Origin of the sequence: Campylobacter sp. RM16188, from assembly GCF_012978795.1 — a bacterium.
Classification (GTDB): Bacteria; Campylobacterota; Campylobacteria; order Campylobacterales; family Campylobacteraceae; genus Campylobacter_A; species Campylobacter_A canis.
In genome coordinates this window covers 15,378-40,623 of the sequence record NZ_LIWQ01000014.1, presented here as the reverse complement: position 1 = coordinate 40,623, position 25,246 = coordinate 15,378, and the positions used below count along the sequence as shown (strand labels likewise).

Annotated in this window: 21 protein-coding genes; 12 read left to right on the top strand and 9 right to left on the bottom strand. The window is 37.2% G+C overall.

Going from position 1 to position 25,246, the window contains the following annotated elements:
* Positions 1-26: 26 nt before the first annotated feature.
* Positions 27-1,985, bottom strand: a complete 1,959-nt coding sequence (locus CDOM16188_RS08950; protein ID WP_172201515.1) for a methyl-accepting chemotaxis protein — start codon at positions 1,983-1,985, stop codon at positions 27-29.
* Positions 1,986-2,539: 554 nt separating this feature from the next.
* On the opposite strand from CDOM16188_RS08950, the gene CDOM16188_RS08945 reads away from it, so the two are divergent.
* The gene (locus CDOM16188_RS08945) at positions 2,540-4,780 is read left to right on the top strand and encodes a nitric-oxide reductase large subunit (protein WP_172201513.1); all 2,241 of its coding nucleotides are present in this window, start codon (positions 2,540-2,542) and stop codon (positions 4,778-4,780) included.
* A gap of 626 nt (positions 4,781-5,406) precedes the next feature.
* On the opposite strand, the gene CDOM16188_RS08940 is transcribed toward CDOM16188_RS08945, so the two are convergent.
* From CDOM16188_RS08940 to mnmG, 6 genes are all read right to left on the bottom strand, one after another.
* Positions 5,407-6,180 carry an ABC transporter ATP-binding protein gene (locus tag CDOM16188_RS08940; protein ID WP_172201511.1) on the bottom strand — a complete coding sequence of 258 codons (774 nt, stop codon included), beginning with the start codon at positions 6,178-6,180 and terminating at the stop codon, positions 5,407-5,409.
* Positions 6,171-7,133: an iron ABC transporter permease gene (locus tag CDOM16188_RS08935; RefSeq protein WP_172201509.1), complete on the bottom strand. Its 963-nt coding sequence runs from the start codon at positions 7,131-7,133 to the stop codon at positions 6,171-6,173. The genes CDOM16188_RS08940 and CDOM16188_RS08935 overlap by 10 nt, the downstream gene beginning before the upstream one ends.
* Positions 7,130-8,167, bottom strand: coding sequence for an ABC transporter substrate-binding protein (locus CDOM16188_RS08930; RefSeq protein ID WP_172201507.1), 1,038 nt, complete (start codon positions 8,165-8,167; stop codon positions 7,130-7,132). The genes CDOM16188_RS08935 and CDOM16188_RS08930 overlap by 4 nt, the downstream gene beginning before the upstream one ends.
* Positions 8,168-8,218: 51 nt before the next feature.
* Positions 8,219-10,297, bottom strand: a complete 2,079-nt coding sequence (locus tag CDOM16188_RS08925; protein ID WP_172201505.1) for a TonB-dependent receptor — start codon at positions 10,295-10,297, stop codon at positions 8,219-8,221.
* A 175-nt stretch (positions 10,298-10,472) separates the two neighbouring features.
* Positions 10,473-10,925, bottom strand: a complete 453-nt coding sequence (locus CDOM16188_RS08920) for a nitrous oxide reductase accessory protein NosL (RefSeq protein ID WP_172201503.1) — start codon at positions 10,923-10,925, stop codon at positions 10,473-10,475.
* A 259-nt stretch (positions 10,926-11,184) separates the two neighbouring features.
* Positions 11,185-13,077, bottom strand: coding sequence for a tRNA uridine-5-carboxymethylaminomethyl(34) synthesis enzyme MnmG (gene mnmG / locus CDOM16188_RS08915; RefSeq protein WP_172201501.1), 1,893 nt, complete (start codon positions 13,075-13,077; stop codon positions 11,185-11,187).
* Positions 13,078-13,761: 684 nt separating this feature from the next.
* Between mnmG and CDOM16188_RS08910 the strand changes: the two genes are divergently transcribed.
* Genes CDOM16188_RS08910 through CDOM16188_RS08860 form a run of 11 tightly spaced genes read left to right on the top strand, consistent with a single transcriptional unit; the run spans position 13,762 to position 24,113 of the window.
* Positions 13,762-14,355 carry a 4Fe-4S dicluster domain-containing protein gene (locus CDOM16188_RS08910; protein WP_169939872.1) on the top strand — a complete coding sequence of 198 codons (594 nt, stop codon included), beginning with the start codon at positions 13,762-13,764 and terminating at the stop codon, positions 14,353-14,355.
* Positions 14,352-16,319, top strand: coding sequence for a proton-conducting transporter membrane subunit (locus CDOM16188_RS08905; protein ID WP_172201499.1), 1,968 nt, complete (start codon positions 14,352-14,354; stop codon positions 16,317-16,319). The genes CDOM16188_RS08910 and CDOM16188_RS08905 overlap by 4 nt, the downstream gene beginning before the upstream one ends.
* Positions 16,320-16,329: 10 nt before the next feature.
* On the top strand, positions 16,330-17,250 hold the full coding sequence (locus tag CDOM16188_RS08900) for a respiratory chain complex I subunit 1 family protein (protein ID WP_172201497.1): 921 nt from the start codon (positions 16,330-16,332) through the stop codon (positions 17,248-17,250).
* A gap of 1 nt (position 17,251) precedes the next feature.
* Positions 17,252-17,896: a hydrogenase 4 membrane subunit gene (gene hyfE / locus CDOM16188_RS08895; RefSeq protein WP_172201496.1), complete on the top strand. Its 645-nt coding sequence runs from the start codon at positions 17,252-17,254 to the stop codon at positions 17,894-17,896.
* Positions 17,897-17,898: 2 nt separating this feature from the next.
* Positions 17,899-19,374, top strand: a complete 1,476-nt coding sequence (locus CDOM16188_RS08890; protein ID WP_172201495.1) for a hydrogenase 4 subunit F — start codon at positions 17,899-17,901, stop codon at positions 19,372-19,374.
* A 1-nt stretch (position 19,375) separates the two neighbouring features.
* Positions 19,376-21,112, top strand: coding sequence for an NADH-quinone oxidoreductase subunit C (locus CDOM16188_RS08885; RefSeq protein WP_172201494.1), 1,737 nt, complete (start codon positions 19,376-19,378; stop codon positions 21,110-21,112).
* Complete coding sequence (locus CDOM16188_RS08880) at positions 21,109-21,648, top strand: formate hydrogenlyase complex iron-sulfur subunit (RefSeq protein WP_169939884.1); 540 nt, start codon at positions 21,109-21,111, stop codon at positions 21,646-21,648. Before CDOM16188_RS08885 ends, CDOM16188_RS08880 begins: the two co-directional genes overlap by 4 nt.
* Positions 21,645-22,469: an NADH-quinone oxidoreductase subunit B family protein gene (locus CDOM16188_RS08875; RefSeq protein WP_169939886.1), complete on the top strand. Its 825-nt coding sequence runs from the start codon at positions 21,645-21,647 to the stop codon at positions 22,467-22,469. The genes CDOM16188_RS08880 and CDOM16188_RS08875 overlap by 4 nt, the downstream gene beginning before the upstream one ends.
* A complete protein-coding gene (locus tag CDOM16188_RS08870; protein WP_172201493.1) occupies positions 22,466-22,810 on the top strand; it encodes a formate hydrogenlyase maturation HycH family protein in 345 nt (114 codons plus the stop codon). The genes CDOM16188_RS08875 and CDOM16188_RS08870 overlap by 4 nt, the downstream gene beginning before the upstream one ends.
* The gene (locus CDOM16188_RS08865) at positions 22,810-23,265 is read left to right on the top strand and encodes a hydrogenase 3 maturation endopeptidase HyCI (protein ID WP_172201492.1); all 456 of its coding nucleotides are present in this window, start codon (positions 22,810-22,812) and stop codon (positions 23,263-23,265) included. The genes CDOM16188_RS08870 and CDOM16188_RS08865 overlap by 1 nt, the downstream gene beginning before the upstream one ends.
* The gene (locus CDOM16188_RS08860; RefSeq protein ID WP_172201491.1) at positions 23,259-24,113 is read left to right on the top strand and encodes a formate/nitrite transporter family protein; all 855 of its coding nucleotides are present in this window, start codon (positions 23,259-23,261) and stop codon (positions 24,111-24,113) included. The genes CDOM16188_RS08865 and CDOM16188_RS08860 overlap by 7 nt, the downstream gene beginning before the upstream one ends.
* A gap of 115 nt (positions 24,114-24,228) precedes the next feature.
* On the opposite strand, the gene CDOM16188_RS08855 is transcribed toward CDOM16188_RS08860, so the two are convergent.
* Positions 24,229-24,627, bottom strand: a complete 399-nt coding sequence (locus CDOM16188_RS08855; protein WP_253908175.1) for a Crp/Fnr family transcriptional regulator — start codon at positions 24,625-24,627, stop codon at positions 24,229-24,231.
* Entirely contained in the window at positions 24,608-24,868 is a 261-nt protein-coding gene (locus CDOM16188_RS11355; RefSeq protein ID WP_253908174.1) for a hypothetical protein, read from the bottom strand. The genes CDOM16188_RS08855 and CDOM16188_RS11355 overlap by 20 nt, the downstream gene beginning before the upstream one ends.
* Between the last annotated feature and the right edge of the window lie 378 nt (positions 24,869-25,246).

Here is a 25,246-nt window from a genome sequence, read left to right as displayed (position 1 = left end):
AATTTAAGGCTAAGAGTAATATTAAATCATGTTTTAAATTTACTCAGCATTTGATTTAGCTTCTCGCCTACATTATAAAGGTGATTTGCAGCCGTTGCTATCTCTTCGGTATTTCGCATATTTAGCGAGCTTATCTGATTTATTTCGTTCATATTTTTAAGCACCTCAGCTATCGCGTCGCTTGTTTTGTTAAAGTCATTTATGCTGCTGGCGGCTTGCTCTTCGCTTTGTTTCATCGCTTCTGTAGCAAAATCAACCGCTTCTATAGTCGCTCCTGTTTTTGTTATGAGCACTTTAATGCTTTTTGAATTTTTCTCTATACTGTCTGAAATTTGAGAGATTGATCTTACTATGGTATTTACCGTTGCACTTATCTCGTCTAGGCTGCTTTGAGTTCCTTCTGCAAGTTTTCTAACCTCATCGGCAACTACGGCAAAGCCTCTTCCGTGCTCTCCTGCGCGAGCCGCTTCTATGGCTGCGTTTAGAGCAAGTAAATTTGTCTGATCTGCTATATCTGAAATTACGTTTAGCACGTCTTTTATCTTGGTTGCTTGGGAGCTAAGCGCACTCATATTGGCAGAAAGCTGCATTTCGCTTTGAGAGGTCTGCTCGACGCTATTTGAAATTTCTATGATATTGTTTCTGGCTTCTTGCAACTTTAAATTTGAGTTTTTAAGAGTTTCAGAGGAGATGACAAGGCTTTCTATAGAGCTTTTTATCTCATCTTTTAGCTCGCTTGACATATTAAACGTATCTTCTACTTTTTTAGTAGTGTTTTCCACGCTTTTACCGACTGTTATAGATGTGGATGAAAGTTCGCTTGAAACAGATGAATTTTCGTTGCTGCTCTCTTTGGCAACCTCGATAGCTGCGCGAACTTTTTCTATGAAATTGTTAAATTCCTGAGCGCTTTGTCCGAGTTCATCGCTACTTTCAACAGGAATTCTTTGAGTTAGATCTCCTTCGCCATCGGCAAGGTCGTTTGCATGATCTTTTAGCCTGTTTATAGGGTTGATTATAAAGAGTTTCATTAAAATCATAAGCGCGATCGTGATAATTATCGTAGCGATACCGCTTACTATCATCTGATCAACCATTCCTTGCGTGGCTGTTTTGATATCGCCATAAACGTGTTCGTTGCTATCTGCGGCAAATATATATCCTATCTGGGCTCCCTCAAAGTCAAACATAGGAATTTTGGTTACAAAATAGCTTTTAGTAGTAAATGCTTGTGTGGCTTCGCTTTCGCTTAAGCTTGCAAGCTCTTTTAATAAATTTTCGTCTAAATTCTTAAGATCTTGTGCGACAACGTATCTGTTTGAGATTATTTTAGGCGCATCTTTTAAGCCGTCGGCTACTTCAAGCAGTGAAGAATTCATCGCGATGATTAAATTTGCTCCTAAATTTTTATTTAGATCTTTAACGACTGATTCAAAGGATTGTATAAACTCAACCGAGCCGATATAAACGCCATTTTCATCAAATATCGGCGCAAGACCTCTTAGCACCAAACCGCTTTTGCCTACCTCTATCCCATGAAGCGGTTTTTTGCTCTCTTTTACCTTTTTTATCGTCTTTCTAAACGAACTTAGATCATCTCCTGATTTATCGTTCCAATGCCTTAAAAAGCTTTTTATGTCGGCATTGTGTATGTGAATTCTTATGTTTTTGTAGTCGGAAAACTCTTTTAATGAATTTGCAAGTTCGTTTATTTTATCCTTGGCGATCTTTTTATCTTGATATGACAAAGCTTGAATAACATATTTGTTTTGGGCTAAATTTATGGCGTTCATAACGCCTACTTGAAATTTGGTGTTGATTTTTTCTTTTATAAACAGAGCAAATGCGGATTCTTTTTGCTCAAATACTCTTTTTTGTATATTTTTGGTGTTGTTTAAGAAAAATACAAACATAACGCCTATAGCTAGGGCAAACAACGCTAAAAGCGGAACGTAAATTTTCCATTTGATAGATAAATTTTTCATTTTTGCAAAACTCCTTTTTTGTAACTCTTCTAATTATTATAAATATAAATTAAATTATGACTTAAAGCGATGATTTTTTACAAAATTTGTCATATTTAGTAAACAATATAAATTTTTCATCCGTTCCCTATCGAAAATTTGTATTATATTCTATAGAATATTAAAATTTTATATAACTAAATATGCAAAGTAAAAAATGATAATAGCTCAATATAATTTGATAATAAGGCGATTTAACTCCTATTTTCAAAATACAGAGCTTTATTTTTAAAATAAAATATATACAAGTATATTAATTAATATAACCGCACTAAATCTAATCAATTAAGTAATCTATACACTCCATTTCGGTAGCAGTCCGGATTTATTTTTTATATCCAAATTTATAAAATTTATATTGATATTAACATGTCTTTTAATACTGCATTTTTACTTGGCAAATTTAATTTATTGCATTAAATAGGATAAAAAATATCTTTTTTGTTGATGTATATCATCGTCTCAAATTTTTTAATGAGATAAACTTACTCTTATTTTATTATAAAGGAGCAAGTATGGGCGAATACAAAAAGTATTGGTTGGCGCTGATTGGCGTTTTGATCTTTGCCTTTGGCATTTTAGGCTACTATGGAGTGGAGGTTTATAGGCAGTCGCCACCCATAGTTAGCTTTGTGGATGATGAAGGAAAAGTATTTATAGAAGAAGAGAGTATCTATAAAGGCCAAGAGGCATGGCAGAGTATAGGAGGCATGCAACTTGGTTCCGTTTGGGGGCACGGAGCTTATCAGGCGCCTGATTGGAGTGCGGATTGGTTGCATAAAGAGCTTGTGGCATTTTTGGACATAAAAGCAAACAAGCTTTATAATAAAAAATATGATGAATTAAGCGATGAAAAAAAGGCCGAGCTTAAAGTAATCCTTAAAAAAGAATATCGCACAAATACCGTTAAAAACGATACTATAGTTTTAAGTAAAGATAGGATAAAAGCCATAGATATAGTAAGACAGGAGTATCTATCTCTTTTTGGAGACGATCCTAAATTTGATAAGCTAAGAGAAGCTTATGCAATGAAGACAAATACGCTTCCGGGCTTACAAAATCGTAAAGAGTTAAACGACTTCTTCTTTTGGACGGCTTGGGCGACAGCTACAAATCGCCCAAATAGCGATGTAACATATACGAACAACTGGCCGCATGAACCTTTGATAGATAATGTTCCAAGTAGCGAAAATATCTTCTGGTCGGTTGCAAGCTTTGTTATATTGCTAGCAGGTATCGGATTTTTGGTGTGGTTCTCATCTTTTTACGGAGCTAAAGAGGATGAAAAGCTTGAAGTCATCACGCAAGATCCTCTTAAAAAACTTGAGCTAACTCCTTCTCAAAAAGCGCTTCCGAAATATCTTTTTGTCGCGGTGGCGCTATTTGTGTTTCAGTTTATGATGGGCGGGTTTGTGGCTCACTATACGGTCGAAGGGCAGGAATTTTACGGTATTGACGTATCTCAATACATCCCTTACTCGCTAGCTAGAACTTGGCATATACAAGCTAGTATCTTTTGGATAGCTACGGGATTTTTAGCTGCGGGATTATTCTTAGCTCCTATCATAAACGGAGGAAAAGATCCTAAATACCAAAAACTAGGCGTTGATCTTTTATTTTACGCACTTTTATTCTTGGTTGTAGGCAGTTTTGCGGGGCAATATCTAGCTATAGCAAACATAATGCCTATAAATTTAAGCTTCTGGCTTGGGCATCAAGGGTATGAATTTATAGAGCTTGGAAGAATTTGGCAGATAATTCTCTTTGTAGGGCTTGTTATATGGATGGTGCTTTTGCTTCGCGGCTTTGTGGGCGGATTTAAAGCTAATGGAGATAAAAATTTACTCGCTATATTTGCAGCTTCTGCCATAGCTGTGGGATTATTTTACGGAGCGGGGTTATTTTACGGTCAAAGAAGCCCGATTCCTATTATGGAGTACTGGCGCTGGTGGGTGGTTCATCTTTGGGTTGAAGGATTTTTCGAGGTATTTGCGACGGCTTCGCTAGCTTTTGTCTTTGTTAGCCTTGGGCTTGCTTCAAAGAAAATGGCTACGTTTGCTACTCTTGCAAGTGCGAGTATATTTATGATAGGAGGAATTCCAGGCACCTTTCACCACTTATACTTTTCAGGAACCACGACACCTATAATGGCTGTTGGAGCCAGCTTTTCAGCTCTTGAGGTAGTGCCTTTAGTGCTACTTGGATATGAAGCGTTTCAGCATTATAGGATGCAGTTTGCTCAAACATGGGCAAAGACGCTTAAATGGCCGCTTTACTGCTTTATCGCCGTTGCGTTTTGGAATATGCTAGGTGCGGGGGTATTTGGATTTTTGATAAATCCTCCGATAGCTTTATTTTATATCCAAGGGCTAAACACAACTCCTGTTCACGCACATGCGGCGCTATTTGGCGTATATGGATTTTTAGCGCTTGGCTTTATTTGGCTAGCTACTATTTATATTTATAAGGATAAAGAGTTTAACGATACTCTTATGAAGGTTGGATTTTGGTCGCTAAACTGGGGACTTATGCTCATGATTTTAACCTCGCTTTTGCCTATAGGAATTTATCAAGCCGTAGCAAGTCTTGAAGTGGGTATTTGGTATGCAAGAAGTGCTGAATTTTTGCAAAGCGAACACCTGCAAATGCTAAGATGGATAAGGATGATAGGCGACATGATATTTATAGTGGGCGGAATTTGCTTCTTTATACAAATTTGTAAATTTATCTTCGGTAAGCCTGCGCTTAAGTCTTAGGATTATAACCGACCTCTAAAATAGGGGTCGGTGTAGTTAAATTTCGATATTTATTGTTTTTTACTAAATTTGTCATATTCAATAAACAATGATAATAGATTTTTCATCTATTATCCTTTGAAAATTGGTATTATATTGTATAGAGTATTAAATTTTTATATAGCCAAATGTATGAATTAAAAAATGATAATAGCACAAGATAATTTGATAATAAGAAGATTTAATTCCTATTTTTTAAAGTATAATGCTTGATTTTAAAACAGGAAATATGTAAGTTTTGTTGATTAATGAAAAATATGAAGCTTTCTACATATTTATTGTAGTGTATAGATTTGTTTATTTATTAATCACCAATATAAATAGTGGAATAATATTAGAGCATATATCTTAATTGTCTATCTATGAGATATTGCGATAAGTTAAGCTTTTGTCAACAAGATAAAGCGGCTTGATATTTTGATATATTCTATATGTTGTTTTTTAAAGAAATTATGGATCTTACATTAAATGAAAATGCAAACGAAGACGATAGTGCTATAAATATCAAGTATATTTTTATATTGAAACAACAAAAAATAAAATATTATTTTGGCTATTGCTCACTATAAAATTTATAGATAATTATTCTATACACTCCATTTCGGTAGAAGTCTAGATTTGTTTTCTATATCCAAATTTATAAAATCTATATTAAAAAGCTCACTTAAATTTCTGTCGGTTAAAATTTCACGAGTGTTGCCAAATTTATATCCATCAATACCGTTTAAAAGTAGTGTTTTGTCTGCCACGGCAAGAGTATGATCGGGATAGTGCGAAGTAAAGATGATACACATTTTATATTCTATATTGAGTCTTTTTATAAGGTTTAAAATAGCATTTTGATGAAACACGTCAAGATATGAAGTCGGCTCATCCATGATAAGTATTTTTGGATTTAATACAAGTGATCTTGCAATTAAAACAAGCTGCAACATTCCTCCGCTTAATTCATCAACATCCAAATTTAAAAAATCGCTAACACCTACTATATCGGCTACCTCTTCAACTCTTTTTTTGTCGCTTTTGCTAGGTCTTTGAAATATACCTATATTTGCATTTATGCCCATAAGTATCATATCTTTTACTTTGAAGCTAAAGGCTATTTTTTCGCTTTGAGGAACATATCCTGTTAGTTTTGCACGACTTTTGTTATCGAGTAACGATATATCGTTGTTGTCTATTAAAATTTTTCCACGGTTAGTTTTTAAGATGCCTAAAATTATCTTGAGAAAAGTGGATTTGCCAATACCGTTTTTTCCTAAAATACCAAGAGTCTCTCCGGAATTTAAACTAAAATTTAAATTTCTTAAAATTTCTTTTTTATCGTATGAAAAGCTTAAATTTTCTACCTTTAAGACCATTTTTTGCCTTTTTTAACCATTATCACGCCTATAAGAGGAGCTCCTACAAGAGCGGTTAAAATACTAAGCGGAATTTCCGCCGAGCTAACGCTTCTGGCAACATTATCCGTAAGCATTAAAAAGATACCCCCAAAAATAGCTGAAATAGGTACTAAAGAGGTGTTATCGGAGCCAAATATCAATCTTGTAATATGCGGGACGAGCAGTCCTACCCAGCCTATAATCCCTGCTATGGCTACACTCGTACTTGTGATAAGTGTGGCAAGAACAACAAATATAAAGCCTAAGAATTTATTTTCGCCAAAAATGCTTGCTTGCTCATTGCCAAGAGATAATATGTTTAACTTCCACCCCATTAGGCTTAAAATAACAAGTCCTATGGTGCAAATCGGAGCTAAAATTATCACATCGTCCCACGATATGGCATTTAAGCTTCCCATTAGCCAATATACTATGCTTGGAAGCTTTTCTTCGGTATCTGCTACGTATTTTACAATAGAAATCAAGGCTTCAAAAATAGCTCCTGTGATAATACCTGCTAAAACCAGCATAAGTTTTGAGTTTTTATTGACCAAAGTGCCTAAGGCATAAGATATCATAACAGCCAAAAATCCAAATATAAAAGCTCCGATTTGTGTGATAAACGGATCTGAAAAGATTAAGATGCAAACTACTGCACCAAATCCAGCTCCGCTTCCTACACCAAGTATATTTGGGCTAACGAGCGGATTTTGAAACATGGCTTGGAAGATGACTCCTGCTACACTTAGGCTTGCACCGACTAAAAAGGCGACTATAAGCCTTGGCAAGCGTAAATCAAAAATAATCGTTTGTAAGGTATCAAAATCATTTGTGTAGTAATTTCTAAACTCTTCAAGTGAAATTCGTCCCACAACTATAGAGAAGACAGATACTAGCGCGAGTAAAAATAGTAAGAAGATATATTTTTTCATTTAGTCTTGAAAAAATCGTAAAATTTGCTATCGCCGTTCATATCAAAGCGTAAAATTTGAGCTATATCGTCATCCTTTAAGTCATACTCATAAAGTATTTTATAGCTTTTTCTCATCTCTTCTACCAAACTCAAATGATTTTGCCCTGAAAAAAGTATGCTAAACCATAGCCATGCAAGGTGTGATTCTCCGGTGGGAGGCTCCCACATATCTCCGCCGATAGGCATTTTGTAAATAGCTTTATTTTTTACCGCTTTTACGCTTTTTAAAAGTTTGTCTTTAAAAAAGTCATTTGGGGTCAAATTATCAAAGTTACTAAGAAGAATAATATCCGGATTTTGTGCAATAATCTCTTCTTTATTGATTATCCTAAAGCCATTGAAATTTGCTATATTTTTACCGCCGCTTAACGAAATTTCATAATCAAAATATGTTTTTTTACCGGCAGCTTCGTAGCTCTTATCTCTTCCAAATATAAACAATACTTTTGGCTTATTTTGGAGGTTCTTTGTAAATTCCTCTATTTTTGCTCTAGTTTGAGCCCTATTGTTTAAAATTTGTGCTACTCTATTCTCTTTTTCGTAAATTTTACCTAGCATATCAAACCAGAAAAGCGGATCTTCTTCCGTCCCTCTTAGATTTACAAGCGCTACGTTTAGACCCACTTTCTTTAGCGGTTCTATAAGCTTTTCTCCTCTCATACCCCATTGGATTACAAGATCCGGAGAGAGTTTAATAAGCTCTTCCATATTTGGCATAAAGTCATCTCCTATACCTCCAACTGGAATTTCCGAAGAGCCTTTTATCATTTTTGATAGCATTGCTCTATCTATATTTTTTTTGGCCATAGGATGGATGGAGGCTAGGCGAGATGTGTTATTTTCAACACTAAGTGAAAACGAAGCTAAAGGAATAGGGAATAGGGCAACGTTTTTAATAGACTCTTTAAAATAGAATTTATTGCCGTTTTGATCTCTAAATTCTACGGCGTTTAAAGATAAGCAAAAAGCTATAACTATCGCTAAAATTTTCAAATTTATCCTTTGAGCTGGAAATAGGGCAGGCTTATAGCCTTACCCTTAAATTTAAAAGCTTGCTTTAAATCCAAGTTTAAAATTCCTCCCCGGATTTAAAAGCGGATTTGTCGCACTTCTTGGCTGCGATATTGCTTCATAGCTTAAACTCGGAGCATACTCTTTGTTAAAAATATTTTCAACACCGAAATTCAGGCTAAGATCTTTAAGCGCTCCAAATTTGCCAAAGCTTTTTCCTAAATATATATTATGTACAAAATATCCGGCTCTTTCTTTTTCCATGCTTTCATCTATGCGCGTTTTGCGTGCAGCCCAATCACCGCTATACTCTATATATGAATTTTTAAGGAAAGTAGAGGAGTATGAAAGCGCTACATGTCCGCTAAGAGGTGCGATCTCAGGCAAAGGCTTGCCGGTGTTTTTATTTTTGCCTCTCGTGTATGCAAGGCTGGTTTTAAACTCTAAAGAATTTAAAACTTTATAGGCCAAATCAAACTCAAGCCCGCTAATTTTCGCTCTATTTATATTTTGAGCCTGATAATAAGTCGTTGCTCCTGTTGTCCAGCTTTTTTCTACGATCAAATCTTTATAATCTCCCGTATAATATATCAAATTTGATCTTAGCATTTGGTCGCTATATCTAAGTCCGGCTTCGTATGTTACACCTTTTTCTATTTTTAACTCCGGATTTGGAAGATAAGCTTCGGCTCCGGAAAATGTTAATATAGGAGCTACTTCACCGCTCATAGGCGCTCTAAATGATGTGGAGAAATTTCCTACAAATTCCAAATCTCCAACCAAAGGATAGATAAGACCAAGCCCATAGCTAGCTCTTGAGTCTTTTCTATTATTTGCGTTTTCATATAGTTTTTTGACGGACGGACTCATGCTGCTATCCATATCAAATGAGGTTTTGATATGATCATATCTTAGATTGGCGCTCAAAATGGCTCCATTGTTAAATCCATACTCAAGCAAGCCAAATCCTGCTACATCAAGTTGCTTAGTTCTGAGCCTATTTCTTAATTTTGGTCCTTTGTCTACGCTTTGATAAACACTATCCCAATCTTCATAATAAAAATCTATTCCATAAGTTTGAGTTAAATTATCGCCTATAAATTTACTTATAAATTTACCGCCATACACTTCGGGTCCGTTAACGTAGTTATCAACTTGTCTTGGCGAGAATGAGCCTATATAAGGTCTTATGTTAAGATGTGTAAAAAGCTCTCTATAGTATAAGCTAGAGTCTAAAATAATTTTATTATTTATATTGGCATCGTAATTAATAGCGATATATTTCTCTCTGAGAGGATCTTCTCTTATATATTTTTGAAATCCTGTTTTATTTGCTGTTCCCGGAGCTCCTACAGAGGTTCCGACAACTCCTCTTTTGGACTCGGTGTATCTTGTTACAAGTTCGATTCTATGATGGTCGGCAAAGCTATATCCACCTTTAAAGTCCAAACTTTTATATCTGTAGTTTGTATTATCTATCTTTCCGGCAGGGGTCTTATATTCTTTGCCGTTTTTGTAATTTAATCCAAGTAAAGCGTCAAATCCATTTCCGACAAACCCGAGCTGTAGGCGATTTTGTGTTCCTTTGTTTACGCTTTGATATTGTGAGCTTATGTAGGTATCAGAGAGTTTAAATTCTCCAAAGACATCTCCGCTTGCTCTTTTTGTTACCAAATTTACTATACCGCCAAAAGCGTCTGTGCCATAAAGTGTACTGGCAGGACCTCTTATGATCTCAATTCTCTCTATTTGATCAGGGCTGAAAATAGAATATTCAAATGCAGGCCTACCTCTAAATCTAAGTCCGTCAATAAACATAGGAACTCTATAATCAGACGAGCTAAATCCTCGAACGTTTATAGTGCCTGAGTCTATTCCTTCATTTACCATCGATACTCCCGGTGCCTCGCTGATTAAAGAAGGGACACTAGTGCCGATTTTTCTTGCAATAGTTTCTTTGTTTATTGCCGATATGCTTTTGCTGATTTGATCCATATTTTGAGAAGACCTTTGAGCTGTTACAGTAACGCTATCTAAAGCTTTAAGATCAATATTGTCATTAGCCATTAAAACACCGACAAGAGCAAAGCTTAGCATAACTTTTCTTTGCATAGAAATCCTTTTTAAATAGTAATAAAACGGCTATTCTATCAGAAATGATAATAATATTCAATTGATTTAAATCAATTGAATTGATACTAAAATTTAGAAATAATTTACATTGTAATATCATATTGATATGTTGTATATAAATAATGTCGTTAAGGCTTTTAAAGGTAAGAGTCGGCTAATTTAAATAATCAATTAGTTTAGCCGTAATCTTTGAAAATGGCAATATGGCATGACCTGAGTTTTTGCTTGCAAATTCTTTTGCATTAGACTCTAGTGCAAATGGTATCAAGTCATCACCGCTTGCACTAACTATCCTAGAGCCAAAAACATAAAACGCTTCGGAGGCTTCAATTGGCTCTCCAGTTTTAAAATCGGTAACTAAAAGCCTGTTTATAGGCACAAAGTGGTGGTTTAGCTTGTAAAAATAGTGAAACATCTGTTTTGATGAGCTAAAAAGGATTTTTTTATTGTCTTTATATTCTATAACGGCTACAAAATTTGGACTTTTAAAAACATCTATAAATTTAATAGGGCAGGTTGAGTTTGTATCGGAAAAATATGGATCATTTTTATCAAGCCCATAGGCAAAATTTAAAAACAAAACCAGGATAATAGAAAATTTTTTCATTTTGTTCCTTACATCAGTTCTTCTAATTTAAATGTGTTATCTTTATTTATCATATAAGTATTGATATTAAAGTTAAATCTTTGTTTTTTATTATAACCTTGAATTTATTATTTGCATAATCATCACTATTAAGCATTAGTCTTATTGGGAGTAGAATTTCAAAAATATCTTTAGGATTTTTTGCCATAAATTCCGGGATTATATTCCTAGTGGTTTTGTTTCTCCCCATTTTCATTCTCATTTTTTATTGTATATATTATCAATTTTTATTTCCTATTCTCATTTTATTTTGACTTTGACAAAATTGCTTAATATAAATGTGTAAAATATCAATCGCAGCAGGTGTAATGCCCGAAATTTCACTTGCTGCAAATAGCGTAGGCGGCGCAAATTTTTCAAGTTTTTCTACCACCTCGTTGCTAAGTCCGCTGATACCGCGGAAGCTAAAGCCTTCAGGAATTTTGACGCTCATCATATCTTTCATTTTATCGATTTGGTTTTTTTGTTCGCTTATGTAGTGCTTGTATTTGCATTCGATTAAAATTTGCTCCAAGCTAGCTTCGTCTAAATTTTCAAAGAATTCATCCAGTTTTCGCAGTTTTTCTTCGTTAAAGCTCTTTCTGGCGACTATCTTTTGAAGTGTGATTTTTTCGCTGATGATATCTTCATTTAAGCTTGCAAGCATAGCTAAATTCTCTTTTGACGGAGTTAGCTCGCGACTTTCTAAAATTTCAAGCCCTTTAGCTAAATTTGCTCTTATGCTTTCTATTTTTTCATAAGTTTTTGCATCTATCAGCCCAAGCTCGCGTCCGTATGAGCCAAGTCTTAAAATCGCGTTATCTTCGCGCAAAAGCAAGCGGTATTCTGCTCTGCTGGTAAACATCCTATAAGGCTCTTTTGTGCCTTTTGTGACCAGATCATCTATCATCACGCCGATATACGCTTCGTCTCGGCGCAAAACCAAAGGCTCTTTTTCATCGATACTTAAAACCGCATTTATGCCTGCCATTAGCCCTTGTGCGCCTGCTTCTTCGTATCCTGTCGTGCCGTTTATCTGGCCTGCTAAGTAAAGCCCCTTTATCTTTTTGGTTTCTAGGCTGTGTTTTAGCTCGGTAGGTTCGACGTAGTCGTACTCGATAGCATATCCGTGGCGAACTATGCGAGCCTTTTCAAAGCCTTTTACCGAGCGCAGCATCTTAACTTGCACTTCGTAAGGAAGGCTCGTTGAAAATCCGTTGATGTAGTATTCAGTCGCTTCAAGAGTTTGAGGCTCGATAAAAAGATGGTGGCGCTCTTTATCTGCAAAGCGATTTATCTTATCCTCTATGCTTGGGCAGTATCTTGGTCCGACACCCTCGATTTGCCCCGTAAAAAGAGGCGCTTTATCGAAATTTGAGCGGATAGTCTCGTGTGTGATGTCGTTTGTGTAAGCTATGTAGCAAGGCAGTTGGGTAGGGTTAAAATTCTCGGTTCTAAAGCTAAACGGCTTTGGATTTTCATCCCCACCTTGCTTTTCAAGCACGCTAAAATCAATCGTCTTGGCATCTATCCTTGGACAAGTTCCTGTTTTTAGCCTGCCCATTTTAAGTCCTAAATTTGCAAGGCTTGAGCTTAAATTCGTAGAGCTTAGCTCGCCAACGCGTCCTGCTTCAAGCTTGTTAAATCCAACGTGAATAAGCCCGTTTAAAAAAGTTCCCGTAGTAATGATGAGCTTTTTGGCTCCATACGTATTTTCAAGATGTGTTTTTACGCCTGTTATCTCGCCGTTTTGAGTTAAAATTTCAGTTGCTATCTCTTGAGAAATTTCCAAATTCGGAGTGTTTAAAAGCAAATTTCGCATATAGACTCTATATCTGTCCATATCAATTTGTGCTCTTGAGCCGCGAACTGCAGGCCCTTTGCTCTCATTTAACACGCGAAACTGAATTCCCGTAGCGTCCGTTGCAAGCCCCATAGCTCCGCCAAGTGCGTCTATCTCTTTTACGAGATGACCTTTTGCTAGTCCTCCGATTGCGGGATTACAGCTTGCCGCACCGATTTGCTCTGCTAGAATTGTTATAAGAAGTGTTTTTTTACCCATTTTTGCAGCCGCCGTGCAAGCTTCAATGCCCGCATGACCGCCGCCGATTACGACTACATCATAATTATCCACTAAATTTGCCTTTTAAAAATAAGGGGGATTTTAGCCAAAAAGTTATAAAGGCTAGCTGACTTGATTTAAAAATTGAAATTTGAAAATCGCTAAAACACTTTTTGACTACATTTTTTATATGAGTATAGAGAATTTTAGAAATTTAAATGAGTAAAATGTATTAATTTTTAATTTTATATATTAAATTTAAGAAATAATATAATATTTTATCAATTAAATTATAATCATCTATATAAAATTAATAAAAATTGATAATATAAAATATAAAATCTCAGAATTTTTATTTATATATTCCTTATATACACGCTAATTATATAAAAATCGCCCTGTTTTCATTAATAAATATTAAAAAAATATAAATTATAAGACTTAATATAAAAATTAAAAATTTGTCAGATAGATGACGGAAATTTTCTTGCAAATCATATAGAATTGTCTTGTCTATTTTAAGAAAAGCGGTGGTTATAAAATGAGTGTATCAAAGCTTTTGAATTTGCATAAATCAATAAATACCTTCAAACATATATTGATTTATAAAATTTCTAACAGCATATCATATGCGTGTATTAAATTTCAAAACACCGAAAGAGAAATAACGGCAGGGAAATACTATGGGTTGCTTAACCCAAATCAAGTAAGCAAGAGCTCATTTGTGGCAGTTCTTGGTTATATTAGGAGGAATTTATGAAAAAGCATAAATTTGTAATCGCTGATTATAAGCGCTGTATAGGTTGCGCTACTTGCATGGCGGCCTGTTTTAAGAGCGCTTATGAGCGAGGCAAGCTGTCAAAAGCTCGTCTAACGGTTCTTAGACAAGCGGGTGGCGTTATGCCGTCTCAATGTAGGCAGTGCGATGATGGGCCGTGCGCAAACGTTTGTCCGACCGGAGCTCTTAGGTTTGATGATAACTGCATAGAGCTTCATGAGGAAATTTGCATAGGCTGTAAGATGTGCACTATCGCTTGCCCTTATGGTGCTATTAGCTCAAGTGCAGAGCTTATGCCGTCTGTTAATTATGCGGTTGAGCCAAAATACTATCTTGAGATAGAGTCTCAAGCCGGTGCAAAAAATATCGCTATAAAATGCGATATGTGCTACGGTCGCGAGGGAGGTCCCGCTTGTGTCGATGTTTGTCCTACAAGCGCTCTTATAATGGTTGATCCTATGCTTAATGAGCACAAGCTTGGCAGGAAGATAGATTTTGAAGCGGCGGATAAATTTGTAAATAAAATTTTACAAGGAGCTAAAATTTGCTCTCCTCAAGGGGGTGAGCTATGATAAGTGTTTACACTCTTTTTTGCGTAAGCTCGATTATTAGTATTTTACTTTACGGCGCTCCAAAGGCTGCCGTTAAGGTTGGCTTTGGGCTTAGCGCGTTAAGCTGTTTTTACGCTATGGTTCACTTTGTAAGCAATATGGGCTCAAGCGATAGTTTTGCGCTTTTTGGCAATTTCCTTTATTCTCCGAATTTCGCTTTAAATCCACTTGGAAATTTCTTTAGCTTTGTTGTTGTATTTATCGGCTTTGCAAGTAGCGTTTACGGCATGAGCTATGCTGAAGAATACGTCAAAAAAGCCAATGTAGGAGTTTTTGCCTGTTTGTTTAATCTGTTTATATTATCAATGCTTCTAGTTATTAGCGCAAACAACGTATTTTGCTTTATTGTGCTTTGGGAGCTTATGACCCTTATATCATCGTTTTTAATCCTTGTAAATGACGGAAAAGGCACTTTAAGAGCGGTAATGATATATCTTGGCATAGCTCAAGTCGGAGCATTTTGTATCACATGCGGCTTGCTTCTTATGGCTTATTATGCGGGAAGCTCGGAATTTTCTGCGTTTATGAACGTAAAAATGCCTATGGGCGCTTCTGTGATAGTTTTTATTCTGTTTCTTGTCGGCTTTGGTAGCAAGGCGGGCATGTGGCCGTTTCACGTTTGGCTTCCGCTTGCTCACCCCGCAGCGCCTTCAAACGTTTCAGCGCTTATGAGCGGAGTTATGATAAAAGTTGCGTTATTTACTCTTGTCAAATTTACTCTGTTTTTGCCGATGAGTATATATTTTGGGCTTACTATATTGATTTTAGGTGCCGCTAGTTCTCTCTTTGGCGTTCTTTATGCGCTTTGCCAACACGATTATAAAGCCTTGCTTGCTTATCACTCCGTTGAAAATATAGGAATTATTTTACTTGGTTTGGGAACCGGAATTTACGGCGTTGCAGCAGGCAATATGACGCTAGCCGCGGTAGGTTTTTTAGCGGGTTGCTATCACGTAGTAAACCACGCGATATTTAAAGGGCTTCTCTTTCTTTGTGCAGGTTCGGTTCTTCATGCAACTCACACAAGAGATATGGACGTGCTTGGAGGACTTGCTAAAAAAATGCCTTGGACAAGCGTGGGTATGTTTATAGGCATCATGGGCATTGCCGCGCTTCCGCCTGTAAACGGCTTTGTGTCCGAGTGGTTTACCTATCAAGGTATGCTTCAAGGAGCCATGGAGCAAGGAATTTTTACCAGATATGCATTTACCCTTTCTGTTGTAGCTCTTGCGCTTACGGGAGTTTTGGTGGGCATGCACTTAAAACTTTATGCGGTTATATTTGCAGGAACTCCAAGAGATAAGAAAATTTGGGAAAATGCAAAAGAAAGCCCTGTGGGCATGGTTTTAGGAATGGTGATTTTGATGATAGGTTGTGTCGGCTTTGGTGTTGGAGCAAATATCATTGTCGATTATATTATGCAAGCTGTTAATTCAATATCTCCAAGCGGATATGATGCGAGTTTAGGTGCCACATCTATCACATCTCCTATCGGAAGTTTTGTATCTACTCCTTTAATAGCGATTATTTTATGCTCTACCATGATACTTCCTTTTGCGATTTTGGTAGTAATGAAGGCAAATAGAACCAAGCCAAGAGAGACTGATCCTTGGGCTTGCGGATTTAAATACAGTTCACGTATGCAAATGACAGGAGGTCCTTTTACGGGCGATCTTAGAAAGATTATGGATTGGCTGTTTAAAGGGCATAAAAAAATAATTACAAAGGGCTATTTTAATCCTGTAGAGTATCATAATCACCCGCAAGACATCTGGTGGGGAATGATATATGAGCCTATCATTAACCGTTGCAAGAGTATAGCCGATAAGATAGGCATAATGCAAAGCGGTTATACAAACGTGTACTCTCTTTATATTATTGTCTATTTGTGTGCGATACTCGCAGTTAGTTACTTTTTGATTTAAGGGGCGTAAGATGGAAACTATACTTTTAATGATATTTCAAGTTGTCGTTATCGTCTTGGTTGCGCCTTTATTTGACGGTATAGCTAGAAAGCTTAGAGCTAAGCTTCAGTCAAAACAAGGAAGCGATTTTTTTCAAACGTATCGCGACATTATAAAGCTATTTAGACGCGGAAGAACAGTGCCTGAATGCTCTCACTGGGTGTTTAGATATGCGCCGTTTTTCTTGTTTGCAACATCTGCTGCGATTTTGGCGGCTATCCCTATAACGTATAGCAAGGAGACCATATTTGGCGCTTATTCTGATATATTCGTTATTCTTTATCTGGGCGCGCTTTTAAGATTTGTCTTTGGCGCGGCATCTATGGATAGCGGAAATCCTTATGCGGCAACGGGCGGCGGACGCGAACAGATGCTTGCCGTATATGTAGAGCCTGTTATGATTATGTGTTTGATCGTCGTTATGCTTAGTGCAAAGACTTCAAATTTGGTTGAAATTCAACAAATGGTAAAAGACGGAACCATAGGATATCAAATTCCAAGCTTTGCGGTTGCGTCAATCGCCTTTTTATGGTGTATGTATGTAGAAACGGGTAGAAAGCCTTTTGACTTGGCAGAAGCCGAACAAGAGCTTCAAGAAGGTTTGCTCGGAGAATATGCAGGAAGTGATTTGGGCTTAGTGCAAGCGTCTCTTATCCTAAAACAATTTGCAATGATAGGACTCTTTTTAACTATATTTGAGCCTTGGAATTTTTCAAATCCGTTTTTAGCCATTGTTATATTTGTTCTAAAAGCGGGAGTGTTTTATGTCGCTGCGGTGTTTATAGATAACTTCGGCCCACGCTTTAAGATGACGTCAAGCCTTCGCAAAAACGCTATCGGCGCGCTTGCCATATCCTTTATAGCGTTGACGCTTTATGTTGTAGGAGTGTAAGATGCAAACTCTAGATATTTTAGCAATATGTATGATAGTAACATCTTTGGCTGTCTTCGGACTTAGAAATTTAAAAGCCTCGGTGGGCGTTTATGCAATCCAAACTTTGATATTAGTTAGCATCTTTTTCATGCTATCTTCTAAATTTAACGCTCCTCAGCTATCAACTTGGGCTATAGTGGCATTTTTTACCAAGGTTTTATTTGTGCCTGCTATTTTGTTTTGGCTAATTAAAAAACTTGGAGTCGTATCTGAAGACGAGCCTGTAGCAGGGTTTTTCGTAAGCCCCGTTATAGCCATGGGTTTTAGTCTGGCGTGTTCTATGAGCATAAATCCTATCTTTTTGGAATTTTCGCTTATAAAAGATCAGATTATGCTGCTGGCTGCCGTATGCGTATTTATGATGGGAATTTTCGGTTTTATGCTTAGAAATTCTTTCGTAAAACAAATTTTAGCTTACTGCCTTTTTGAAAACGGCATACATCTAAGCTTGGCTCTTATGGCTTACAACTCTCACGAGCTTGTCGAGCTTGGGATCTTAACCGACGCGATATTTGCAGTAATCATAATGAGCGTTCTGGCTATTAGATTTTACAAGGCTTACGATAGTCTTGATACGTCTAAAGCTACGAATTTAAGGGGTTAAAGATGGATAGTTTAATTTTGATATTAATTTTACCGCTTATAGGAGCTTTGGTTTTGTTCTTATCTCCTAAAAACTATACGCTTCTTAGCACGGAGCATGCCGCAATATCGGGCGCAACATCTTTTGCGCTGCTTTATAACGTCTGTAAAGTGCTTAGCGACGGTACGTTTTTTAGCTATGATGAGTTTTTGTTTCTTGATGGTCTTGGTTGCGTATTTTTGATACTTATTGCAGTAACCGGATTTTTAGTAAATTTATATTCCACTCAATATATGAAGTGGGAGCTTGAAGAGGGGCATATAAATTTAGAAGATCTTAGAAAATACTATGCGCTTTGCCATGTTTTCGTATTTACCATGACTTTAAGCGTTATTTGCAATAACATAGCCTTTATGTGGGCCGCTATCGAGGCTACAACGCTGGCTTCCGTTTTTTTGGTTGCTATCAACAAAGATCAAAAATCAACGGAGAGCGGCTATAAATACATAGTCCTTTGCTCTATCGGCTTAGCATTTGCTCTATATGCTACGGTTGTTTTATACTCTGCTACTTTCTCAAATGTAGGAAACGGCGAAGAGGCGATGCTTTGGACTACTATCATGAGTAATGCTAAGGAGTTAAATTCAGATGCCGCTAAATTGATATTTGTTTTGGCTCTTATCGGTTTTGGTACGAAAGCGGGGCTTGCTCCTACTCATACTTGGCTACCTGATGTTCACGCTCAAGGTCCTGCACCTATATCAGCGCTTCTTTCGGGCGTTCTTTTAAAATGCGCTATGCTTGCGCTTTTAAGATACTACGCCGTTACCGCTAATGCTACGGGGTTTGAATTCGTGCAAGATATTATGCTGATTTCGGGCACTTTGACACTATTTATAGCGGGAATTTTCTTAGTTAGACAACACGACGTAAAAAGAATGTTTGCATACCACTCTATAGTTCATATGGGCGTTATAGCTTTTGCTTTGGGTATCGGAGGAGAACTTGGAATTTTCGCTGCGATCTTTCACTGCTTGGCACATAGCTTTACAAAAGCGCTTGCGTTTTGTTCTACCGGAAATATAGCAAGAATTTACGGCCACAAAGACATGAGCAAGATGGGCGGCATGATAAAGATAGCGCCTATTACTACGATAATGTTTGGCGCAGCGGTTTGTTCTTTGGTCGGAGTGCCTGCTTTTGCGATATTTGTTAGCGAATTTTTAGTTTTTAAAGGCGCGATAGTTACGGGTCAGTATTTTGCAGTTGCGCTATTTGCAATAGCCCTTGCCATCATCTTTATAGCCGACTTTTCGCACTTTAATATGGCAAGCTTTGGTGAGCCAAAAGGAGTGATCGTTCACAATAAAGAGATGAGTATGTTTGAAAATTTACCGCTTATCGGACTTTGTGCGCTTATTATCATCTTTGGCGTTTGGCATGTGGATAGCTTTTTTGTCTTGGTTGAAAGCGGCGTTAAAATAATAATGGGAGCTTAAGATGCGTGGAGATAAATTTATAGAAATTTTAAAAACTAAGGTCAAAATCCTTGAAGTAACAAGACAAGCCAAGGATCAGATCACTGTTTTGGTTGATAGAAACGATCTTCCGCTTGCGGTAAAAACGCTTTATTATGATATAGGCGGATTTATTTCTACTATGATACCAAATGACGAAAGAGCCATAAACGGAAATTTCGCGCTTTATTACGCTATTTCTATGGAGGGCTCAAAGATGACAGAGGCTGATGATTTTGCGCCTGAGGATAAGTGCTTTATCACTGTTAAGACCTTAATCCCGGGAAATGACCCGACATTTCCATCGGTTACTCCTTTAGTTCCGGCTTGCGTTTGGTATGAGCGTGAGGCTTATGATATGTTCGGTCTTATCGCAGAAGGACTTCCCGATAAGCGCAGGTTGGTTCTAAGCGATGATTGGCCCGATGGACTTCATCCATTAAGAAAAGACGCTATGGACTATCGATATAGACCAAATGCGGTAGCTCATCAAGACGAGCCGGAGGCTGAATTTTTATTTCCTAGCGGAGATAGCGTAGTGGATGTTCCGCTTGGTCCTCTTCACGTAACAAGCGATGAACCGGGTCACTTTAGGCTATTTTGCGACGGAGATGAGATAATAGATGCCGATTATCGCCTCTTTTATCAGCACAGAGGTATGGAAAAGCTCGCCGAAAACAGAATGAACTACGATCAAATGGGCTATCTTGCAGAACGCGTATGCGGAATTTGCGGATACGCTCACGCAATTGCTTGTATAGAAGCGGCAGAAAAGGCTATCCGTCTTGAAATTCCGCTTAGGGCTCAAGCTATTCGCGTGATATGCCTTGAGATAGAGCGTCTTCATAGCCATCTTTTAAATATCGGCTTAGCCTGCGAGGTTACGGGCAACTATAACGCATTTATGCATATCTTTAGAGTAAGGGAATACTCTATGGAGCTAGCTCAACTTGTAACGGGAGGTCGCAAGACATACGGAAACGTCATAATGGGCGGTTTAAGACGCGATATGACAAATAATGAGATTAAAAAAGCTATCGAGATAATAAACAATCTTGATGTTCAGATAACTGAAATTTGGGATGCGGTCATGGATGATAAGCGTCAGATAGGGCGCTGGAAAGGTGTGGGCGTACTTGATAAACAAGTTGCCAGAGACTTTAGCCCCGTTGGCCCAAATATGAGAGGTTCGGGCTTTAAACGAGATAATCGCTACGATCATCCTTACGATTTTTTTAATCAGCTTGAATTTGAAGTTGCTGTTGAGCACGGAGGAGATGTCTTTAGTAGAGAGGTCGTAAGATATAAAGAGCTAAAAAGCTCCATTCATATCATACGCCAATGCTTAGAGCTCATGCCTCAAACTCCTATTATGATAGATCCAAAAACCATGATCAAACCTGAAAATTTCGCTCTTGGTCACGATGAAGCGCCTAGAGGCGAAAATGTGCATTGGATCATGCAAGGAAGCGCTCAAAAGGTATTTCGCTGGAGATGTAGAGCGGCAACTTATAACAACTGGCCAAGCCTTAGATATCAGTTTAGAGGTAACACGATAGCCGACGCCGCGCTTATAGTCTGTTCGCTTGATCCGTGCTATTCATGTACCGAGCGTGTAACATTAGTCGATGTAAGAAGTAAGAAATCTAAAATTTTAACAGAAAAAGACCTTAAAAAATTCTGCCAATCAGGCGGGGTCAGTAAAAAGGATCTAAGATGATGAAACTCTTTGACATAACCGAGAAATACGGAAAAGCGACATATGCTTATCCGTTTGAACCGTATAAAGTTCATGAAAATTTCCGTGGTCAGCCACACTATACTTATGATCTTTGTGTAGGCTGTGCGGCTTGTGGAGTCGCTTGTCCAAGCAATGCCATAGAGATAAAGATGAACGAGAGTCAAGACAAGCTTATATGGCAGTTTGATTGCGCTAGATGCATATTTTGCGGACGCTGTGATGAGGTTTGCCCGACAGGAGCGGTAAGACTAAGCGATAGCTTTGAGCTGGCGGTTAAATTTGACAAAACCGCACTTATTCAAAGAGGAGAACTTGAGGTTGAAAAATGCAAATGTTGCGGTAAGTCCTTTACTCCAAAAAGATTAATTAACTACAGCTACGAAAAGCTTGCCGGCGCAAATTTGCTTCCGGGAAGATTGCAGGAAGCAAAAGAGTATCTTTATATCTGTCCTGAATGCAAAAAAGCCCAAGCGGTTACAAGATTAACCAAGGGCACAGAGGAGGCGATAAAATGAGTTTATATCAAGTTCCTGAAAATATAAAAACGGCAAACGATCTAACCGCAAAGCTGGAGCATCTTAAAAATATAAAAAGAAGCTTTAGCGTTTATAGGATAGATTGCGGAAGTTGCAACGGTTGCGAGATAGAAATTTTTGCAGCCATTACTCCTATGTGGGATCCTGAGAGGTTTGGCTTTAAACTGGTGGCAAATCCTCGTCATGCGGATATATTGGTCTGCTCAGGACCTGTTACCAGACAGATGTATTATCCTCTTCTTCGTGCTTATGAAGCGGCTCCCGATCCGAAGATAGTCGTGGCTTTTGGTGCGTGCGGAAGTAGCGGCGGTATATTTTATGACGCTTATAGCGTTTGGGGAGGAATTGACAAGATAATCCCCGTGGATGTGTATATCCCCGGTTGTCCGCCACATCCTGCAAGTGTTATTTACGGTCTTGGCATGGCTCTTGGCATAATCGATCAAAAGCTTCAAAGAAGAAGCTATGAGCAAGACAATACCTTGCCTCCGCCTGTTGAAAAGTCCGTTTTGGGCGATACTCTTTTTGAAAGAGATTTGCAAGCCGAGTCAAAGAGGCTAATGAGCTATATCTTTGGTAGAACTCTTTTTGAAAAATATATGAGCGCTATTAAAACATCAACCGATGCAAAAAACCCAAAAGCGAGCAAAGAAGCCATCCTTGAAGCCATCAAGCATGAAGACGACCCAAGGTACGCTGAGTGCATGGCGCTACTTCATAATGATGTTTATCTAAAATACGCAAAAGCGGATAGTGAATTTTCAATAGATGTTCAAAAAGAAATTTGGGATAAAAGATGATACAAATTTACAAACTCACAAAACGCCATATGGATGAAAACGAGAAGATGCCAAGAGAGCTTAAGGATATCAAAATTTTCTCCACATGCGTTGGTCATGGAGTCGGGACTATTGATTTCAGTGAGAAAATTTTAGAGCTTAGCGATGATGAATTTGAAGAAATTCTAAGCAACTCGGGCGAATATGTGAAATTCAAAATCGGAAATTTAAGCAAGTATTTTGAAGTTGAAATTTTCCCCGAGCATGCGGCTAGGCTCATCCCGCAGCTAGCAGAGGGTAAATTTAAAGAAATTTTACTTAATCTAAAAGAGGGATATCTTGTGCTTAGAAAGGATTTTTGATGAAAAAGGCTATTCTTTGTATAGGAAATCCGCTTCGCGGGGATGATGATGTGGGTAATGAGGTAGGACGAATAGTTGAAGAGAATTTAAAAGAGTGGAGGGTATTTTACGGGCAAGATGTGCCTGAGGACGAATTTGGTGCGATTAGAGAATTTGCGCCTGAAATTTTGATTGTCGTTGATGCGATGAGCGGCTTTAGCGAAGGCAAGATCGAGTTTTTTGATCTGAGCGACGAAAAGGACTATATCTATTCAACCCATAATTTGCCAACTCCCGTTCTTTTGAGTTATCTTCGTAAAATTTGTCCAAAAACGCTTTTTTTAGGCATTAGCGTGCTTCTTGAAAACGTCCTTGATTTTAAAGAGGGGATGAGCGAGAGAGCTAAACAAAGCGCTAAAAAAGCTTATGAAAAAATTTTACAAATTGATTTGAATTTAAAGGAGACAGCATGTTAAATCCTGCGCAAACGGCTCAAGCCATATCAGGCTCAATGGAACACAAGGCTCATACTCCGCTTATAAGCGTCATATTTTTAGCTATTATGGCAGGAGCCGCGATAGCTATGGGCGATATATTTTGGGCTCATTCTACTGTCGGTATGGCTGAAAAGCAGTCAATCGGCATGGCAAATTTCATAGGCGGCATAACTTTTAGTTGCGGTCTTATGATGGTTGTTTTTTACGGAGGTCATCTTTTTACAAGTTCGGTTCTATCGGGAGTTAGCGCCTATGAGGGCAAGGTTAAGCCAAGTCAGGCGGTATTTTATTGGGCGGTTGTCTGGCTTTGTAATTTTGCGGGCGGAGCGCTGATTGCTTATATGTATTACTATTCGGGATTGCCTTTAAAATTTGACGGCTATATCTTGCAACACTTTGTTCCTGCAGGCGTAGGCAAGGTAACCGCGCCTTTTCACGAGCTTTTCATAAGGGGCATTTTTTGTAACGTCTTTGTTTGTATGTCTATATGGACTGCAACATCAGAAAGTAATTTAGCGGGCAAATTTTTTGCCATTATGTGGATGATAGGCGCATTTGTGGCTTGTTCTATGGAGCACTGCGTGGCAAATATGTTTATCATAACAGAAGCGCTTATAGCCAAGGCTCACTATCTGGCTCAAGTAGGCGGAGATATGAAAGAGCTAGACCATATGCTGCATACTAGCGTGGCCGGATTAAACGAGTTAAATTGGACGAATTTCTTGGTTAAAAATTTAGTTCCCGTAACTCTTGGAAATATCGTAGGAGGACTATTTTTCGTAGGACTTGTAGGATTTATGGCAAACAAATTTGATATGAAGGATTGATATTTGTTTGCTATTTTAAAATTTAGCTGCGAATTTAGGCTTTTTGGTTTTATCAAGAGGCCTAAATTCTCTTAGCTCGCTTTAAATTTAGATATCTGAAATTAGCTTTTAAAAATTAGTTTGTGTAGCTTTGTAATCTTTCATAATCTATAATCAAAAATTCGTGTGGAGTTATCTTTCTGATGACGTCTTCTTTGATCAGTTCGTTAAATGCCGTTGATGCGCTTTGTCTTTTAAGTCCGACAAACGAAGATAAAATTTTAACCGAAAAAGGCAAAAACACATATCTATATCCGTTTTGTTTGAGATCTTGTTCGTTTGCAAGCTCTATCAAAAAGCTTGATATGCGACCTTTTGCATCTTCAAACAATATCGATTTTATTATCTGTCTTTGCAGTAAAGTTATGTTTAGCATTGTCTGATAAAGACCTTTTGTAAATTCGTGATTTTGCAGCATCTCTTCTATATTTTGAGTTTCTATGGAGTAAATTTCGCTATCTTCGTAAAATTTCAATAGCGCAGGTGTCATCAAGTATGGTGATGTTGTTTTTTTGTAAGTGATATATGATAAATTCTTCTCCGTCTTCAAAAAACGATAGCTTTGCAGATCCGCTTTTAAAGATTATGATTTTTATGAAATCGCTGTAAAGGATGCAGCCTTTTTCTAGGGTTTCGTGTTTAAATTTAGATAGCTCGGCCTTGCTTAGTATATCCATGGTTTGTGTTTCTAATAGGCCTAAACGAGATGTTTTCACTTTTTTCTCTGTTTGTAATAAATTTTTGTATTTTATCTTAATCAGATAAAACGCTTTATTAATCAAAACAGATTATCTGAAATATTCTTATTAATCAATATAAATATAAAATATAAAAGTTAATATATAAACTTAAGTAAATAGATTCTTTTTATATTTTAAAATTTTAAAGATACAACAAAATATTTAAAACATATACTTATATCTTATGTTTAAACATATCTAAATACTAAGTTAATTAAATACTAATATATCGTAAAATAAAGCAATATATAATATGCAAATTTAGCATATTACTTAAAATTTTTTTAAATAAAATAATTAATTTTAAAATTAAATTTATTTTTTTAAGAGTATAATATTTTTCGTATATAAATT

What these genes read in the sequence shown, in the direction of transcription:
- CDOM16188_RS08950 (WP_172201515.1), bottom strand. Translation starts at nt 1,985, where the DNA reads ATGAAAAATTTATCTATCAAATGGAAAATTTACGTTCCGCTTTTAGCG.
- CDOM16188_RS08885 (WP_172201494.1), top strand. Translation starts at nt 19,376, where the DNA reads ATGCGTGGAGATAAATTTATAGAAATTTTAAAAACTAAGGTCAAAATC.
- CDOM16188_RS08865 (WP_172201492.1), top strand. Translation starts at nt 22,810, where the DNA reads ATGAAAAAGGCTATTCTTTGTATAGGAAATCCGCTTCGCGGGGATGAT.
- CDOM16188_RS08870 (WP_172201493.1), top strand. Translation starts at nt 22,466, where the DNA reads ATGATACAAATTTACAAACTCACAAAACGCCATATGGATGAAAACGAG.
- CDOM16188_RS08920 (WP_172201503.1), bottom strand. Translation starts at nt 10,925, where the DNA reads ATGAAAAAATTTTCTATTATCCTGGTTTTGTTTTTAAATTTTGCCTAT.
- CDOM16188_RS08880 (WP_169939884.1), top strand. Translation starts at nt 21,109, where the DNA reads ATGATGAAACTCTTTGACATAACCGAGAAATACGGAAAAGCGACATAT.
- CDOM16188_RS08905 (WP_172201499.1), top strand. Translation starts at nt 14,352, where the DNA reads ATGATAAGTGTTTACACTCTTTTTTGCGTAAGCTCGATTATTAGTATT.
- CDOM16188_RS08945 (WP_172201513.1), top strand. Translation starts at nt 2,540, where the DNA reads ATGGGCGAATACAAAAAGTATTGGTTGGCGCTGATTGGCGTTTTGATC.
- hyfE (WP_172201496.1), top strand. Translation starts at nt 17,252, where the DNA reads ATGCAAACTCTAGATATTTTAGCAATATGTATGATAGTAACATCTTTG.
- CDOM16188_RS08890 (WP_172201495.1), top strand. Translation starts at nt 17,899, where the DNA reads ATGGATAGTTTAATTTTGATATTAATTTTACCGCTTATAGGAGCTTTG.
- CDOM16188_RS08910 (WP_169939872.1), top strand. Translation starts at nt 13,762, where the DNA reads ATGAAAAAGCATAAATTTGTAATCGCTGATTATAAGCGCTGTATAGGT.
- CDOM16188_RS08860 (WP_172201491.1), top strand. Translation starts at nt 23,259, where the DNA reads ATGTTAAATCCTGCGCAAACGGCTCAAGCCATATCAGGCTCAATGGAA.
- CDOM16188_RS08875 (WP_169939886.1), top strand. Translation starts at nt 21,645, where the DNA reads ATGAGTTTATATCAAGTTCCTGAAAATATAAAAACGGCAAACGATCTA.
- CDOM16188_RS08940 (WP_172201511.1), bottom strand. Translation starts at nt 6,180, where the DNA reads ATGGTCTTAAAGGTAGAAAATTTAAGCTTTTCATACGATAAAAAAGAA.
- CDOM16188_RS08935 (WP_172201509.1), bottom strand. Translation starts at nt 7,133, where the DNA reads ATGAAAAAATATATCTTCTTACTATTTTTACTCGCGCTAGTATCTGTC.
- CDOM16188_RS08900 (WP_172201497.1), top strand. Translation starts at nt 16,330, where the DNA reads ATGGAAACTATACTTTTAATGATATTTCAAGTTGTCGTTATCGTCTTG.
- CDOM16188_RS08925 (WP_172201505.1), bottom strand. Translation starts at nt 10,297, where the DNA reads ATGCAAAGAAAAGTTATGCTAAGCTTTGCTCTTGTCGGTGTTTTAATG.